Annotated in this window: 16 protein-coding genes and 5 tRNA genes; 13 read left to right on the forward strand and 8 right to left on the reverse strand. The window is 37.3% G+C overall.

Annotation, left to right across the window (positions count from 1 at the left end; genetic code table 11):
- On the forward strand, positions 1–393 hold a 393-nt coding region (locus ACYQ4S_RS04070; RefSeq protein WP_459769537.1), incomplete at its 5' end, for a transposase.
- A 382-nt stretch (positions 394–775) separates the two neighbouring features.
- Here the strand turns inward: ACYQ4S_RS04070 and ACYQ4S_RS04075 are convergent.
- Both ACYQ4S_RS04075 and ACYQ4S_RS04080 read right to left on the reverse strand, forming a co-directional pair.
- A complete protein-coding gene (locus tag ACYQ4S_RS04075) occupies positions 776–2,143 on the reverse strand; it encodes an aldehyde dehydrogenase (RefSeq protein WP_346025002.1) in 1,368 nt (455 codons plus the stop codon).
- Between the two features lie 25 nt (positions 2,144–2,168).
- The gene (locus ACYQ4S_RS04080) at positions 2,169–3,368 is read right to left on the reverse strand and encodes an iron-containing alcohol dehydrogenase (protein ID WP_459769539.1); all 1,200 of its coding nucleotides are present in this window, start codon (positions 3,366–3,368) and stop codon (positions 2,169–2,171) included.
- Positions 3,369–3,528: 160 nt separating this feature from the next.
- Here ACYQ4S_RS04080 and ACYQ4S_RS04085 point away from each other — a divergent pair, with 160 nt between their 5' ends.
- The 11 genes from ACYQ4S_RS04085 (at position 3,529) to ACYQ4S_RS04135 (ending at position 7,604) form a co-directional block, all read left to right on the forward strand.
- A complete protein-coding gene (locus ACYQ4S_RS04085; RefSeq protein ID WP_091266147.1) occupies positions 3,529–3,804 on the forward strand; it encodes a GNAT family N-acetyltransferase in 276 nt (91 codons plus the stop codon).
- An 85-nt stretch (positions 3,805–3,889) separates the two neighbouring features.
- Positions 3,890–3,961, forward strand: a tRNA-Glu gene (locus tag ACYQ4S_RS04090).
- Between the two features lie 28 nt (positions 3,962–3,989).
- Positions 3,990–4,062 (forward strand) — tRNA-Thr (locus ACYQ4S_RS04095).
- 28 nt (positions 4,063–4,090) lie between these two features.
- Positions 4,091–4,171, forward strand: a tRNA-Tyr gene (locus ACYQ4S_RS04100).
- A gap of 11 nt (positions 4,172–4,182) precedes the next feature.
- Positions 4,183–4,254 (forward strand) — tRNA-Gln (locus tag ACYQ4S_RS04105).
- A 344-nt stretch (positions 4,255–4,598) separates the two neighbouring features.
- Complete coding sequence (locus tag ACYQ4S_RS04110; RefSeq protein ID WP_459769541.1) at positions 4,599–4,967, forward strand: hypothetical protein; 369 nt, start codon at positions 4,599–4,601, stop codon at positions 4,965–4,967.
- Positions 4,958–5,704, forward strand: a complete 747-nt coding sequence (locus ACYQ4S_RS04115) for an IS4 family transposase (RefSeq protein WP_459769577.1) — start codon at positions 4,958–4,960, stop codon at positions 5,702–5,704. The genes ACYQ4S_RS04110 and ACYQ4S_RS04115 overlap by 10 nt, the downstream gene beginning before the upstream one ends.
- Before the next feature lie 201 nt (positions 5,705–5,905).
- Complete coding sequence (locus ACYQ4S_RS04120) at positions 5,906–6,190, forward strand: hypothetical protein (RefSeq protein WP_459769543.1); 285 nt, start codon at positions 5,906–5,908, stop codon at positions 6,188–6,190.
- The gene (locus tag ACYQ4S_RS04125) at positions 6,177–6,362 is read left to right on the forward strand and encodes a hypothetical protein (protein WP_346025006.1); all 186 of its coding nucleotides are present in this window, start codon (positions 6,177–6,179) and stop codon (positions 6,360–6,362) included. Before ACYQ4S_RS04120 ends, ACYQ4S_RS04125 begins: the two co-directional genes overlap by 14 nt.
- A gap of 15 nt (positions 6,363–6,377) precedes the next feature.
- A complete protein-coding gene (locus tag ACYQ4S_RS04130; RefSeq protein ID WP_346025007.1) occupies positions 6,378–6,587 on the forward strand; it encodes a helix-turn-helix domain-containing protein in 210 nt (69 codons plus the stop codon).
- Positions 6,588–6,767: 180 nt separating this feature from the next.
- Positions 6,768–7,604 carry an HAD family hydrolase gene (locus ACYQ4S_RS04135; RefSeq protein ID WP_346025008.1) on the forward strand — a complete coding sequence of 279 codons (837 nt, stop codon included), beginning with the start codon at positions 6,768–6,770 and terminating at the stop codon, positions 7,602–7,604.
- A 229-nt stretch (positions 7,605–7,833) separates the two neighbouring features.
- Here ACYQ4S_RS04135 and ACYQ4S_RS04140 read toward each other — a convergent pair whose 3' ends face one another.
- The 5 genes from ACYQ4S_RS04140 to dcm all read right to left on the reverse strand — a co-directional run bounded on the left by ACYQ4S_RS04140 (position 7,834) and on the right by dcm (position 13,347).
- Positions 7,834–9,021 carry a hypothetical protein gene (locus ACYQ4S_RS04140; protein WP_346025009.1) on the reverse strand — a complete coding sequence of 396 codons (1,188 nt, stop codon included), beginning with the start codon at positions 9,019–9,021 and terminating at the stop codon, positions 7,834–7,836.
- A 169-nt stretch (positions 9,022–9,190) separates the two neighbouring features.
- Positions 9,191–9,263 (reverse strand) — tRNA-Thr (locus ACYQ4S_RS04145).
- A gap of 550 nt (positions 9,264–9,813) precedes the next feature.
- Positions 9,814–10,941 (reverse strand): AAA family ATPase, encoded by a 1,128-nt coding sequence (locus ACYQ4S_RS04150; RefSeq protein ID WP_459769546.1) that lies wholly within the window; start codon positions 10,939–10,941, stop codon positions 9,814–9,816.
- Positions 10,928–11,788 (reverse strand): DUF6414 family protein, encoded by an 861-nt coding sequence (locus tag ACYQ4S_RS04155; protein WP_459769548.1) that lies wholly within the window; start codon positions 11,786–11,788, stop codon positions 10,928–10,930. Before ACYQ4S_RS04155 ends, ACYQ4S_RS04150 begins: the two co-directional genes overlap by 14 nt.
- 230 nt (positions 11,789–12,018) lie before the next feature.
- Positions 12,019–13,347 carry a DNA (cytosine-5-)-methyltransferase gene (gene dcm, locus ACYQ4S_RS04160; RefSeq protein WP_459769550.1) on the reverse strand — a complete coding sequence of 443 codons (1,329 nt, stop codon included), beginning with the start codon at positions 13,345–13,347 and terminating at the stop codon, positions 12,019–12,021.
- Between the two features lie 113 nt (positions 13,348–13,460).
- Here dcm and ACYQ4S_RS04165 point away from each other — a divergent pair, with 113 nt between their 5' ends.
- On the forward strand, positions 13,461–14,972 hold the full coding sequence (locus ACYQ4S_RS04165) for a MutH/Sau3AI family endonuclease (RefSeq protein WP_459769552.1): 1,512 nt from the start codon (positions 13,461–13,463) through the stop codon (positions 14,970–14,972).
- Between the two features lie 45 nt (positions 14,973–15,017).
- Here ACYQ4S_RS04165 and ACYQ4S_RS04170 read toward each other — a convergent pair whose 3' ends face one another.
- On the reverse strand, positions 15,018–15,599 hold the full coding sequence (locus ACYQ4S_RS04170) for a recombinase family protein (RefSeq protein ID WP_459769554.1): 582 nt from the start codon (positions 15,597–15,599) through the stop codon (positions 15,018–15,020).
- Positions 15,600–15,714: the final 115 nt, after the last annotated feature.

Here is a 15,714-nt window from a genome sequence, read left to right on the forward strand (position 1 = left end):
AGTGATCAATTGGTTCAGCTGGGAAAATCGACCTACCTGACGGGTTTGTTTCGCTTAGTAACGATTGAACGTAAGCATCAATCGAATCTACGTATCCTGACGAACCGAATGGATCTTTCAGCAGAGGCTATCGGAAAGATGTATCAATCAAGATGGCAGATCGAGTTGTTTTTCAAGCACATCAAACAACATTTGACCATTAAAACGTACTATTCACAGTCTGAACAAGGCGTAGAGAATCAAGTGATTCTTGCGATGATTGTCTACTTATTGACGTTACTGATGAAACTAGAATTAAGGTTGAAATCAACCCTCTTCACTATTTTGAGACAAATCAGAGCGTTACAGTATGAACCATTTGAGTGTTTCAAAGAATCGTTCGCACCTGGTTAAGTGAAAGAGAGTACAAAAAGACTAATCCACAACTGAATAACCCTAAAAATTTCTGGAAAAAGTCATCCCTTGCGCCAGCAATTGACTTTTTTGGAAATTTTAACGAAAACTACTTGTGATAAAAGTAACAACCTATAAAACCTATTTATTCTAAGTTTTATGCAACACTAGTGATCACAGATGTAAAACGACAGATGAACTGAAACTTTTTGATATTCATATTTGGAAACCACTTTTTTCTTTGATGGCTATATCATACTCCTTGAAACTAATGACTGTCAACAATAAATTAACGATAAACATTAATTATTTAATCCGTAGCGTTATAACAAACAGGCGTGACCATTAGCGGCCACGCCTATATACTATTTAATTGAAAAAATTACATCATCTTTTTAAGCCAGTCCATCACCTTACTACTGTATGGAGGGTACCGTAGAGGAATATCGAACAGTGTTGTCTTTTCAGTCACGCTTTTAGAATGGGTAAATGTATCGAAACTATATTTTCCATGGTAATTCCCCATACCGCTATGGCCGACTCCGCCGAACGGCATATTAAGATTGGCGAAGTGAATCAGTGTATCATTGATGCAACCTCCGCCAAATGACAGAGATCCCATAACGAACTCCTTATAAACCTCAGATTCAGTAAAAAGATAGAAAGCCAGTGGTTTAGGACGGTCCTGGAGAGTATGGACTGTATCGACGATTGAGTCATACCCAATAATCGGTAGAAGCGGCCCGAAAATTTCCTCCGTCATAATCTGACTGTCCCAGTCTGGATCGTCAACCAATGTAGGGGCAATAGATAGGGTGTCTCTGCTGTATTCTCCTCCATGAAGAATAGATTCATTATCCATAAGCCCAACAAGTCGATCAAAGTGTTTTTCAGTAATAATACGAGCATAGTCATCATTTTCTAAAGGCTGTTCTCCGTAGAAGCGTCTGAGGACCTCTTGGATCATAAGGATCAGTCTATGTTTAACAGATTCGTGCACCAGGACGAAATCAGGAGCAATACACGTCTGTCCTGCATTGACAAACTTACCCCATACGATACGACAGGCAGCCTTCACAATGTCTGCATCCTCCGTCACGACACAGGGGCTTTTTCCACCCAATTCAAGAGTGACTGGAGTAAGTGTCTCACTGGCAGTCTGCATGATTTTTTTGCCTACTTCAGTGCTTCCAGTAAAGAAACAATGATCGAATCCCTGTTTTAATAAGGTCTGGGTCGTGTCCGCTTCCCCTTCGTATACAGTTAGATACTGTTCGTCAAAATTTTCAGTAATTATCTTACTGATCAGCGCAGAGGTATGAGAACTCACCTCTGAGGGCTTGATGACCGCACAGTTTCCAGCCGCAATGGCGCCTGCAAGTGGGGTCAGTGCTAGTGCAAGAGGGTAGTTCCACGGAGAAATGATCAGAACGGTTCCCAATGGGTCATGCATAATTTTACTTTTTGAATAAAAATGCAACAGAGGCGTACGAACTTTCTGGGGTTTCGCCAGTTTCTTCAGATTCTTAAGCATATAGTTTATCTCATCATAGACGACTTGAATTTCAGTGACATAAGTCTCGAAGGATGACTTGCCGAAATCCTTGTGGACAGCCTCGACTATGTCATCCTGATGAGCGATGAGCGTTTTCTTCAGCTTCATCAGCTGTTTTTTTCGAAAGTCTACAGATAAAGTCTCTCCCTGATAAAAGTAATTTCTCTGTTTTTTTGCAATGGTTTCAATACTCATGGTAAAAATCCTTTCTTAATGCGTTTTAGTTTGATATGAGGTCTAAAATAGCTGTGAAATCGTCTGAAGTGAACATTACCGGGACCGGATATAACGGATTAGCTTCCTTGATGGCATGCCGGGAAAGAGGGAGATAATCTTTCTTCTGGACCCTATCCAGTTTGTCCGGAATAGTCATCTTCTGATTTAGTTTCTCTATCCAACTAATGAATGCTTCTGCTTTCTCTTTCTCTGATGCTGAACTTTCAGTCAGTCCAAGCTTGTCAGATAGTCTTGAAAGATCAGGTTGAACAGCAGATTCGTAATATCTTAGAACGACTGGCAGCAGCATGGCATTCGTCCGACCATGAGGAGCGCCGTAGAAAGCCGTTAGGGCATGAGAAATGGCATGGATGTTTCCGACATACGCTCGTGTAAAAGCTTGTCCGGCTTTATAGGATGCCATCAGCATATTTTCTCTTGCGGTTAAGTCTGACCCGTTATTATAAGATTGAAGCAAGTTGGAGTGGATGAGAAGAATCGCTTCTTCACTCAACCGTCTAGTTGCTGATGTGTTGCTTCGACCGATATAGGCTTCGACAGCATGAGTCAAGGCATCCATCCCTGTTTCTGCAGTGAGCTGTGGCGGAAGACTTTTAAGAAGGACTGGATCAAGAACAGCGTAATCCGGAATCAGAGAGGGGTCCATAATCGTGAACTTTTCCTTTTTCTCCGGGTCTGACACAACCGCAGCTGCAGTCGCCTCGCTTCCAGTACCAGCGGTTGTCGGTACAGCGATAAGAGGAGGAAGAGCATGTCTGATTTTAAGCAGCCCCTTAAATGATTTAAGTGATTTTTGAGGTTTTCCTATAATAATAGATGCCGCTTTTGCAGCATCAAGCACTGACCCACCTCCAACCGCCACTATGCAATCTGAATGAAAGCTGTTGTATCTGACAGCTGCTCTTTCAATGGTACGAATGCTCGGATTAGCTTCGATATCACTAAAAATAGTGTAACTGATGTCTGACTGGTCCAGGCAAGTTTTGAGCTTGTTCAATACTCCAGCACGGGTAATCCCAGAGTCCGTTAAAATCAGTACACGCTGACAGCTGTGAGAGCGAATGATGTCTGGCAAGGAATGAACGGATCCAGGTCCTTTAAGCAGCTCTGGGTCTTTCCAGCTTAGAAAAAAAGATGTAAGATGAAGCGATTTTTGATATAGCCGGTTTAACAGGGTTATCATAATAATGACCTCCTATTGTTAAGGTATCATCTCTCTTATAACTTTAACCTTCTTATAGAAGAAGTTCAATCAGTAACACATAGAGAGTTGAAACCGCTTATGTTTGAAAGGGCTAGTCTTTATGCTATAATTGATGAACACATGTAAAAGAGGTGAGAATATGGAATTTTCTAAAGGGAATAACCGCTTCTATAAAGAAGAAGACGGGCAGTTACTAGCTGAAATCACTTGGGTTTCCCAGGGAGACAGGGTGGGAGTTGATCATACTTTTGTAGACCCTTCTTTGAGAGGCCAGGGGGTAGCAGAGCAGCTGGTTGACCGTGTGGTTGAAGAGATGCAGAAAGAGCAGAAGAAGATCTATCCAATCTGCCCATATGTGGTCGAACTGTTCAAAAGAAAACCTGACAAGTACGAACATGTTCAGGCGTTTGATTAAATAATGTTAATTTTACTAAATCTTATTGACAATCACTCGTATCCATTATAGAATATATCTTGTGCTTAAAAAGTACAAGATGACTGGCCCCTTGGTCAAGCGGTTAAGACACCGCCCTTTCACGGCGGTAACACGGGTTCGAATCCCGTAGGGGTCATCACACTTTATTAGTAAGTGTCAGTAATGCCGGCTTAGCTCAGTTGGTAGAGCAACTGAATCGTAATCAGTGGGTCGAGGGTTCAAATCCTTTAGCCGGCATTGTCTAGTCTAGTGTTTTTGTTAATACGGAGGGATAGCGAAGTGGCCAAACGCGGCGGACTGTAAATCCGTTCCTTCGGGTTCGTAGGTTCAAATCCTACTCCCTCCATTTTATATTATTGGGCTATAGCCAAGTGGTAAGGCAACGGGTTTTGGTCTCGTCATTCCTAGGTTCGAATCCTAGTAGCCCAGTCATAATAAAAAAGCTGTGCGGCAACTTGCTGCACAGCTTTTTTATTTACAGGAAAGCATATCTCGATCAAAAAGAAATGATTTCGAGGAAGTACCACTTTACACTAAGATGCCTTCATAATTGAGACATCACACCCTTTGCTGTGTAATGCCAGGTGAATATGCTTACAATAAGACGATAGTGCGAAACAGATGTTTACATCTTATATTCGAAGCATCGATTCGTTTAGTTCATTTTAAATCACTAGTGTTGCATTAAAAATTTTAACTGTTTCAACACATGAAAAAGTCCTTTATAATGGGGTTGGATGACTTATCCAAGACCAAAACAAAGGACTTACAGCATGGATAAGTATAAAACAAAAATGACCATAAATAAATGGTTTTCCTACATTTCTTTAGAAACATTAAGTGAAACGTCTCGACAGGCTATCGGCCAGTTTGATCGGTATTCAAAAAAATTAACGTTTAAAAAAGTACTGAAACTCTTTCTCTATGCGATTAATGATAAAACCGATAGCCTACGGCATTTGGATCAACAGTTGGTCAACCCAAACTTAAAAAAAGTGATAGATATTGAGTCCATTAGCTTCTCTCAATTATCACGTGCCTTACGAAAGATCGAACCCTCTGTTTTGATGGATATTTTCACGCAATTACTTTCATTGGTTCATGAAAAAACAGTGTGCAATCAAAAGAAAGAGTGTTTCTAATTGATTCGTCCACTTTTTCACTGAATAAAACACGGTATCCCTGGGGCACGTTTCGCCCGACTAAGTCGGGAATCAAACTGCACTTAAAGGTCTGTCATATGAAAGAAGGATGGGTGCACCCTGAACAATTCGAACTGTCCCATGCATCTGAACACGACCATGATCACTTGAACGTCTTTATCAATGAGAAACGGGCGACCTATGTTTTTGATCGCGGGTATCTGGATTTCGCTCAGTTTGATCAAATGAACTGGGAGGGCTACTTTTTCGTTTCCCGCATTAAAAAGAATACAGCCGTTCATGTTCAAGCGCACCTGGAAGTGTCTCATGAATCAGGGATTATCAGTGATCAATTGGTTCAGCTGGGAAAATCGACCTACCTGACGGGTTTGTTTCGCTTAGTAACGATTGAACGCAAGCATCAATCAAATCTACGTATCCTGACGAACCGAATGGACCTTTCAGCAGAGGCTATCGGAAAGATGTATCAATCAAGATGGCAGATCGAGTTGTTTTTCAAGCACATCAAACAACATTTGACCATTAAAACGTACTATTCACAGTCTGAACAAGGCGTAGAGAATCAAGCGATTCTTGCGATGATTGTCTACTTACTGACGTTACTGATGAAACTGCAATTACGCTTGAAATCAAGCCACTTCACTGTTTTGAGACAAATCAGAGTGTTACAGTATGAACCGTTTGCGTATTTCAAAGAATCGTTCGCACCTGGTTAAGTGAAAGAGAGTACAAATGGACTAATCCACAACTGAATAACCCTAAAAATTTCTGGAAAAAGTCATCCCTTGCGCCAGCAATTGACTTTTTTGGAAATTTTAACGAAAAATACTTGTGATGAAAGTAACAATGTGTGAAAATCATTTATTCTAAGTTTTATGCAACACTAGTGATCTGTGATATTTAAAGTACTAGCCGGAATGTTTATTTTTATAATAGTAGTCGGCCTTTATGTTACTCTTTTCAGAGCTAATGGTTCATTACAATTTGAACCTGCCGGCTTTACCTTTTTTCAATTTCAAAGAAATCCTATTACCGATGAGGTATTGGAGCGTGCTGCTTTATTTGCTGTTCCAATATTCTCGCTTATCCATGTTTATGTATTACTGAAAGGAAGTCAGCTTTTCGACAAACTCTATGAAGGATATACACCCTTCTCTCCAGATGAACTTAAAGAAGATAAGTTATATCATGATCGGATTTGATGCTGTCACCCCTATCATCTATTCCGGTTTAGTAACTCTTCTTGCAGAAGATGCAAGCTACTTCTTCTTCTCTCTAAGCAGTTACTTTGTGATCGGACTGATCCTCTACGTTGCTGCTGAAATATTTAATTATGGTATCGAACTACAGACACTATCAGATGAGACAGTTTAAAGGAGGTTTTATTTCATGCCAATTATAGTTAGATTAGACCGAGTTATGGCTGACCGGAAAATTCTCCTTAAGGATCTGGCAGAAGAAGTCGGTATCTCCAACGTGAATTTATCCAAGCTGAAGACAGGAAAGGCTGCAGCTGTCCGTTTCTCGACTCTAGAGGCACTATGCAAAGCGCTGAACTGTCAGCCTGGTGATATCCTGGAATATGAAAGTAATGAATGAGCATCTGGAAAAGCCGATAATATCTGGTATACTATAGATAAATAAGGATTGTGACTAGTTCGACTAGGCAAAACCTGAATAACTGACCGACGAGACGAGTGTCTTAGCCGGTGGTTATTCAGGTTTTCTTTTTAGATATTGTTTGGTACTAGTGACACATAAATCAAGGAGGACAATAAAGTGGATAGACATTATGTATTCTTAGATGTGGACGGGACATTGGTTACCTATGAAAATAAGCTGCCGGAAAGTGCAGTCACGGCAATTAAACTCGCTCAAAAAAACGGCCATAAAATATATACAGTCACTGGACGCAGCAAAGCTGAGATGTACGAAGAAATACTGGCTATAGGTTTTGACGGATACATTGGCGGAAACGGCAGTTATATCGAGAGTGACGGAAAAGTCATTGCTGAACGCAGTCTCACCTACGATGGCTGCAGAAAGATCGTAGATTGGCTGCATGGCAAAGGACTTGAATTTTACCTGGAAAGTAATGAAGGATTGTATGGCAGTGAATACTTTGCAGAGAAAGCCCAGAAGACTATTCAAATATACAGTGCCCGCAAAGGTAAGGAAGACGCCGACCGCTTAACTATAAAAGACGTCTTCCCGGAAATGATTTTTGGTGAAGACCTGTATCGTGAAAAGGTAAATAAAATCAGTTTTCTTCTGGATCATTACAATGATTATCTGGAAGCTAGAGAAGTGTTCAGTGACTTTAAAGTAGGAACCTGGGGCGGTGCAGGAGAAACTGCTTTGTTTGGAGATGTTGCCTTGGAAAATATTGATAAACAGACAGCTTTAGATTTACTTATGACCCATTTAAAGAAATCGAACAAACACACCATTGCCTTTGGAGATGCAAAAGTGGATATTCCGATGCTCGAATACTGCACAACGGGTGTCGCTTTGGGCAACGGTGGACCTGAGATCAAAGAAATGGCCGACTATATCACAGATGATGTAGAAAACGACGGATTGTACAATGCCTTCAAGCACTTTGGATTGATTTAGGATAATTGTGAGTACTTATAGAAGAAGTAATACATTCATTTACTCTCTTATAAGTCACTGTTAAATATACCAAACACAATACCATATCTCTTACTGTTGTTCCTCTTATTATTATTCTCGATATAATAGATCAAAAAAAACTCCTCTATACAAAATGAGGAGTTTTTTCGTATTAGTATATATCTTTTATATCCAAGTACTGACAGTAACTATCTTGCACTTCCTTCTATCATTCAGCTTCCCATGATTCGAATCTGTACATTGCACCGTAACGTTCAAGAATTCCCATGAATGCTTCTTCACCCTCATCAGGAATGGGTATAAAAATCGGTATCATCGTTCCATCTCTAAACACGCCAAATTCATCTTCCGGTAAGGAAATGCTCTGGTTCTCAAATACGACATTTCCTGTCTCATCTTCAAGTGTAAACCCAAATTCGATATTCTTGTAATCCATCCCTGTCCTGTTCATGAGTAAGAATATACCTTCCCAGTTATCTTCTTCGACATTCTGCTGTGCAACTCCAGTCCAGAAAATCGTCACATCATTGGCTATTGATTCAGCCTGGGCAAGATCAAGGACATTCTCGACCTGCAATAGGGCTAAGCTAATGTCTTCATCTTCTAGATTCTCAGGTATCACATATTCCAGCTCTGGACTATTCTCTTCCCATTCTCCGGACCTGCTTTGCCCATTCTCAGACTCCATTAATATATACTCCGGACGATAGCCGGCTTCGTAGCCTTCAGGATCTCTGGAATCTGGGTTTTCTCCTGGAATATCATACATGACATTGCTTATATAGGTTGTTTCTTGACGACTGTCACTTAATTCCTCTATTACACCTAGCTGACTAACATCTAGTTCAACATACACGGGCATGACAGTATTAGGTTCCAGCACGCCAAAATGTTCTTGGTCAAGATAGATCTGCTTGTTTTCAAAAATTGTCGTATCATCAGTAACAACAGAAAGTGTCAGACCTATATTCGTCATGGTTTCCTGAGACCGGTTTGAAAGCAGAAAGACCACGTACAATAGGCTTGTCTCATCTGTCAGGAACAGACCTGAATATTGAGCACGGACTTCCCCATCCTCTCCTAATTCGCCTGTCACTGACTCCTCAACCAACCCTTTCAATAATGAAAGGACTTCATCATTCTCGGCAGAGAGTCCACTGGCTTCATCTGATATCTGCAGAACAAAAGCCATTTCTTCTCCCTGTTCCACTTCTTCTGTGTCCACTGAATCATCTGTGACAGGGGCCACTTCACCTTCACTCTCGTCGTCTTCTGTGTCAACCGGTTCCTCAATGTCTTCTGAAACCACTTCGTCATCAGCAGAAGACGGAACCTCCCCGTTATCACAGCCTGCCATTATGAGCAGTGCTATCCCCACTAACCATAATTTCTTCATTCTTTTTCTCTCCCTTATCTTTTGTAAACTTTTATAGGGATACATTACCTTATTGCCTTCAAAATTACAGCTGATATGCTCATCTTCACTGGTTCCAGCTCTTATTTAGGTTCAAGATGGTTATGTTCATACAAAAAAAGACACCACAGTTAAGTGATATCTTTATCTAAGCCACTTGCCGGGCTTGAACCGGCGACCTCATCCTTACCATGGATGCGCTCTACCTGCTGAGCTAAAGCGGCGTATATGTGTTTTATTTCAAAAAAAAACTCCGCAAGCAGGGCTCTCTGCTACAACTCGATTGTCAATCGTGCGCTAAAGTGTATAGTGGCACGGTGTAGTAGCGCTATGGTGGTGCATCTTTCTAATACTTCCTACGTGTCACCACATTTCAAAACCCTCTGTAAATATACTACAAAACATTAAACAGGGGCAAATCACAGGTTTAACGTGGGCGCTCGTGGGCAAATCGTGGGCAATTTATATTGTTTAACAACAACACGCACATGCTTAATAAATTGCTCAATATTTAGGATTTGCCATAATTGAGACGCAACTTCAAGATTCATTATAATAAATAAACAGATACGGGCGGACACAAACCTATAAATATTGTATCCTGAAAATAGATAAGATACTTCTAGGAGGCGTACATATTATGTTAAGAGGTTGTTTCGGTAGCTGTTTAGCTATAATAATATTTTTTCTAATTGCAGGTGGGATTGGAATATTCTTGATAACGTTCTTACTTTCATTAATTACTGGATAAAATATAATCTATGGGCTTTCTTTTCAATCATTTTCTAGTAAATCATTTAATAACTGATACTGGATTAATTTGTCAATTTTCCTATTAGCATCTCTTACATTTTCCACATTTTCTATATCTTCATATAAAATCCGTTTTACTTTTTCTTTATCTATTTTCTTTTGATTTTCAACAGGTTGCTCCTGAAATGAATTTTCGACTTTTTTGTTAATTATTATTTTCATTTCTTCTTGATTGATTTGTGTAAATTTGATGAATCCGTCGAACCTTGAATACATAGGAGGACTAATTGATTTTTTTATGTCCTCTAAGTCTTTAAAATTTGAAGTACATATAATTATAGAGTTAAACATTTTAACTTTGTAAACATTATCGCTAAATATACCTTCATCGAAAAGTTCGTAGAAAGCACTATAAAAATGGGGCTGCAAGAGTCCGAATTCATCAAGTAGTACAACGTTAGACCTTCTATTGATTAATTCATAGGCGAGTGAAGGTTTTCCAACCTTACCTCCATATAAATACTCGTGGGCATTATTGTTTTGATACATCGAAAGTTGTTGTCTAAACAATTCTTGCCCTATTTCTTTAGCTAAATACCTTGCAGTTTCTGTTTTACCTACACCTGTTGGACCATAAAACAATAAAGTTACAGGTTTATTCCTGTCTTTATTTAATAATAGCATTAGGTTAGTAAGTAATTCTGTTTTTATACCCGGCTGTCCGATTATTATATTCTCAATATTATAATTAATCCTTTTAATTTGTTCTTTTGTTACAGTTTTGTACTCATAAGAGTCAGTTATCACTTCTATCTCTCGTGTTTTCATTTGGTCCAAAACTTTTTGAGGAGGATTTTGAAGATAAATGTTTGCTAAATTATACTTGTTCAAATGTCTAAAAAAATTGAGAATTAAACTTTCATTAATACCGTTAAACTCTTCTGAAAAACAAACTAGTTGGTCTGATTCAAGTACAATACTGCCTCTATTGGATAATTCTTCATAGTCTTTTCTATTTACATGTAAGTTCGCCTGATGAATTCTATCAGAAATCTCGACCACTTCAGTCAATGTAACAAAGCCATCTAGCTCTTTAATGTAATCTTCAAAACTATCTCTTGGTCCGTTAAAAACATTAACTTTTAACATATTTTACCCCCGCCAATACTACGTCGTATAAGTCTAACAAGTCGTGATTAGGTTCAGTTTCAGATTGATTGCCTTCAGTTTCTTCTTTTCCTGTTTGATTCTCATCCCTATCAAACCGCTTATAAATATCAATAATTTCTTCAGAGTCAATAGTAGAATCATTTTTGAAGCTTTCAAAAAAACCGTCCATATCTATACTATTTCTATCTATTGTACCTACTTTTATACCGTAAGACGTGATATTCATGTTATTAAAATCGTTGAATCTATAGTTATTTTTCAATGCAGAATTATTAAATCTTAGAACTATATCCTTTTTACCTTTTTTCTTAGCAACGAACTCGTAATAGCCTTTAGATTCAGTTAGGATATCGTCTAATGAATTTAGTTTAATGCCTGCTGAGTTATCAACGTTTAAAGAATCTTGTTCTAACAATTTCAAAAAAGGTGTAAAAGACTTCATATAAGCAAAGGAATTTTCTAGCATTTTTAATTTATAACCATCAAATTCTATAATATATTCACTAAGCTCTTCTAAAAACCCTGTCAATATTGTATTCGAAACAGATGATTTAATGAGATTATCATTACTTCTTTCTCTTTCAGCACTGTACTCCGCATTAACTTCCCCATTAAAACTAATGATACTTATCAACTTTGATAACTTAGCACCTAATCCAAACTTAGCTTCTCCTCTTCTTTTTCTCCTTTTACTTTTTTTATTCTCATTTGCTTCTTCAATCTTATATCTTCCTTTGTATCTAATATCTAAATAGTCCAGAGCACTATTCTCATCAAAATAGACTACTTTAACTACTTTATTTAGTAAGTCATTTTTATTCTCCATATTTACCACCATTCTGATTTATAAGTAACTTAAGACGTTATTCGATAATATAAATGAATAATTTAACACACAATACTCCCTATTTTTTGAACAAATAAATTATAATACTTTGATGGGGAGATCAAACCCTGTACTAGTTTGTCAACCTGTTTAGATTATTATGTAAAAAGAAACCCTGTAAATGAACAGGATTTCTTCTTATTTATTTGATTTTAAGGATTACTTTATTGCTATTTATTTGATAATTCTTTTTCAACTATTTCTTTTGCAGTATCTCCTGTAATTACTTCTATTCTGTCAGCAATGCGGCGCACAACTTCAGTTACGAGTGCATTCCCCATAAAGAAACGTCTCCTACTGGTTGTAACCTTTACTTTCTTTCCATTTTTAGATAATTTATATTCTGTCCAATCATCTGGAAAATCTTGTAATCTTTCAGCTTCAATTGGTGTCAGCATTCTATATCTTTCGTTCACTTTGATTAAATGTGTTGAACGATTTGTTGAACCCTCACTCGTAAGCATGGTTCGTGCTGGCAAATTAAGGTCATCAGTTTCAGACATACCACCTTCTGAATATGTGTAAGTATGTCCATTTGCAGATACTCGCTCAATTTTTTTAGAACCGCGGAGATATTTGAATTTTGCCAACCTTTTTTCATCTGTGATATAAAACTCTTCTGGCACCTCATCTTCTGATTGAAGTATTTCACCGAGTGTTATCGGCTTCTCAGAATTGGTAGGTACTGAGTCAAGTGTGAAGTAACGACCATGCCTCATCACACCGGTATTCCAAAATTGTCCTGAAAAGTTATCCGATACCTCCACAATATCTTCGGATAAAGTACTACTGTTGAATCTTTGTTTGTATTTAACTTTCATTATAGGGAACTCACTAGCAAATAAACCATCTTCGAACATATAATTATCATACAACGTATCACTATATAATTCTTTCGCATTTTGAGGTTCATATTTTTTATCTGTTTTCAATGCGAATGGTGTGTCGTTTCTATAAATGAAAAAGAATACTCTTCTTCTTCTTTGTGCGCGACCATACTCCGCTGCATTAATTACTCTCCACTCTACTGAATAATTCAATTTATTAAATGCTGACAACATCACCGCAAAATCTCGACCACGTTGGTTAGTCGGTGATTTCAGTAGTCTATCTACATTTTCTAAAACTAAATACTGCGGACGAATTATTTCAGTTGCACGTATGATATCCCAAAATAAAACTCCCTTTTTACCTTGCATACCTAATTCTCCGCTACGAGACCTTGCAACACTGTAATCTTGGCAAGGAAAACCTCCGACAATAATATCAGCATCCATCTTTTTGAAAGTTTCGTCAGGTATTTTTTCAATATTCTCATTTATATTCTCTGAGTCGGGAAAGTGTAAATTGTAAACTTCAAATGCATCCTGAGATTTAGTAGATGGTTCCCATTGATTGGACCACTTTGTTTTAAATAGTTCAGGGTTAGAATTTTCAAATCCAATTCGAAAGCCTCCAACACCAGCAAATAGCTCTAATATGTTTAATGACGATGTCATTTCTATGCGAACATCCTTTCGTATACCTTTTTTAATTATACCTCAGTCTAATGAAAATCTAAAGCCTTTTATGATAAGATGTTAGTATATAATATATAGCAAAGAGGTGCAATATGGCACAGTTTGACAAAATATATACTAGGTTAGACAGGATTTTTACAGAGTCAGAAATTAACGATATATTGGGAAGTGTTCTAAATAAGACACTCGGTGATATAGATAAAAATAATGTCTTTGAGAAAACAATAAAACATCCTAAAATCACAGGAATCGCTGGTGACGTAATTGAAGAATCTGTTTTAGAATATCCTAGTGACAATAAACAAGAAGCAGACATTATAGTAGATGGTGTTGATACAGAAGTCAAGACAACGGGTATACGAATAAAAGAACATAAGAATACTGCTAACCATTACGAGGCAAAAGAACCTATGACCATTACAGCTGTTTCTCCAGAAAATATTGTATATGAAGACTTTCTTAGCTCAATGTTTTGGCACAAATTAAAGCACATGCTACTGGTATACTATTTATACGACTCTAAAACAACTGTTCCAGCTTCTGGATATGCGAATTTCCCCGTTAAAGGATACGAGTTACACCAATTTAATGAGGATGAACAAGAAATTCTTGAAAAAGACTGGAAAATCGTAAAAAACTTTATACACTCTATACAAGAAGATAACATCAAACCAAACGATGGATATCCCAGAATTTCGTCAGAATTGCGCCCACATTTGATGATGATTGATACTTCACCTAAGTGGCCCAATCGTCCTCGTTTTCGGCTAAAAAGAGCAGCTGTTTCTACTATCGTTCAACAGTATTTTGGAAGAAAGTTTGAACAGTTAGAAGACTCTATAACATCTTTTAGCGAATTAGAAGAACGGTTAAGGCATTTTTCAGTGTTGTATAAGGGTAAATCAGTGAAGGAACTATTACATATATTTGATATACCTGCCAAACTAACTAGTAAAGATGACGTTTCTAAAAATGTAACTGAACAAATAGTAACAAGTATGTTCGGGGCAAAATCAAAGAAAATGTCCAGCATTGAATTATTCAGCGAAATTGGTCTAATATCCAAAACAATTACTATCACCAGCAAAGGTTATCGAACGGAAGATACTAAACTTCAAACAATTGATTTTACAGAATGGAAAGATGAAAAAATCAATTTCGAAGATTCAAGTATATACGAGTATTTTGGTCAAAATCAATTTCTATTCATTATATTTGAAGAGCAAAATAGAAACGATAAACTACTAGATAATAAGTTTTTAGGTTTCAAACGATTATCATTTTCAGATGAATTTATTGAGCAAGAAGTAAAAAGAACTTGGGATGACACTCGGGATTTACTGATGAACAACAAGTTAGAAGAGACGGTTATTCGTTATAACACAGGACCAAACAAAGGTCAGCCTAAGATAAACAAAAACGGATTAACAAGTACTAGTATTAATTTTCCAAAGTCCAAAGATTACCCCGTTTTTTTACGTGGCACCGGAAGTGATTCCTCAGATAAAACAGAGACTGTCAACGGTATATCAATATACCGACAAAATTTCTGGATTAAAGGTAAGTGGATAACTCAAAAATTATTGGAATTGGATTATATTTAATCCATTATAAAACCACCTAAATGAAGGTGGTTTTATTGTTTCTATCTATTGCTCTTTACTTCTACCTTTAAATCTTATTAATGTACTTTTTGATATACCTGTCAACTTCTCCACTTCGGTATAACTATTACTATCTAACAAGCTAACTGCATGATTTAGCTGCTTTTTACTGTATTTTTTCTTCCGGCCTAATTTAAAGTCTGGGTCTGTTTCTAATTTGTATTGTTTACCTTCGTTCATCCGATTTACAATAATAGAACGTTCAAACTCGGCAAAGCTACCCATAACATTTAATAATAACTGATTCATCGGATTATCATCATTCTGAAAGGTCAAATTCTCCTTTAAAAATATCAACGTAACGCCTTTATTCTTCAATTCTTGCACTATGTAGTTTAAATCCACAATACTCCTAGCCAATCGGTCAATTTTTAATACAATAACCTCATCATCCTTTTCCACTTTCTGCAGAAGTAGATTAAGCTGTATTCTGTCTTTTCTTGATTTTCCTGATACTTTTTCATAGTATATATTATTTTCTTCAATACCTAAATCTTTTAACTTATGTATTCCACCTTCAAGTTCCTGTTTCAGAGTTGAAACTCTATGATATCCATATTTAACCATTCAATCTTCCCCTTTGAATTTTCTATTATATAAGATCGGGCGATTGCCCGATCTTATAACTTACTATTTTTTATATCTAACTGACACCGAATTATGACACCAACGTAAGTACCGA

It is taken from the genome of Alkalibacterium sp. s-m-28 (assembly GCF_054658175.1).

Excerpts from the sequence above, each read along its gene's own strand:
- ACYQ4S_RS04170 (WP_459769554.1), bottom strand. The coding sequence starts at position 15,599 with ATGGTTAAATATGGATATCATAGAGTTTCAACTCTGAAACAGGAACTT.
- ACYQ4S_RS04075 (WP_346025002.1), bottom strand. The coding sequence starts at position 2,143 with ATGAGTATTGAAACCATTGCAAAAAAACAGAGAAATTACTTTTATCAG.
- ACYQ4S_RS04155 (WP_459769548.1), bottom strand. The coding sequence starts at position 11,788 with ATGGAGAATAAAAATGACTTACTAAATAAAGTAGTTAAAGTAGTCTAT.
- ACYQ4S_RS04110 (WP_459769541.1), top strand. The coding sequence starts at position 4,599 with ATGGATAAGTATAAAACAAAAATGACCATAAATAAATGGTTTTCCTAC.
- ACYQ4S_RS04120 (WP_459769543.1), top strand. The coding sequence starts at position 5,906 with ATGTTTATTTTTATAATAGTAGTCGGCCTTTATGTTACTCTTTTCAGA.
- ACYQ4S_RS04125 (WP_346025006.1), top strand. The coding sequence starts at position 6,177 with ATGATCGGATTTGATGCTGTCACCCCTATCATCTATTCCGGTTTAGTA.
- ACYQ4S_RS04150 (WP_459769546.1), bottom strand. The coding sequence starts at position 10,941 with ATGTTAAAAGTTAATGTTTTTAACGGACCAAGAGATAGTTTTGAAGAT.
- ACYQ4S_RS04085 (WP_091266147.1), top strand. The coding sequence starts at position 3,529 with ATGGAATTTTCTAAAGGGAATAACCGCTTCTATAAAGAAGAAGACGGG.
- ACYQ4S_RS04080 (WP_459769539.1), bottom strand. The coding sequence starts at position 3,368 with ATGATAACCCTGTTAAACCGGCTATATCAAAAATCGCTTCATCTTACA.
- ACYQ4S_RS04140 (WP_346025009.1), bottom strand. The coding sequence starts at position 9,021 with ATGAAGAAATTATGGTTAGTGGGGATAGCACTGCTCATAATGGCAGGC.
- ACYQ4S_RS04165 (WP_459769552.1), top strand. The coding sequence starts at position 13,461 with ATGGCACAGTTTGACAAAATATATACTAGGTTAGACAGGATTTTTACA.
- ACYQ4S_RS04130 (WP_346025007.1), top strand. The coding sequence starts at position 6,378 with ATGCCAATTATAGTTAGATTAGACCGAGTTATGGCTGACCGGAAAATT.
- dcm (WP_459769550.1), bottom strand. The coding sequence starts at position 13,347 with ATGACATCGTCATTAAACATATTAGAGCTATTTGCTGGTGTTGGAGGC.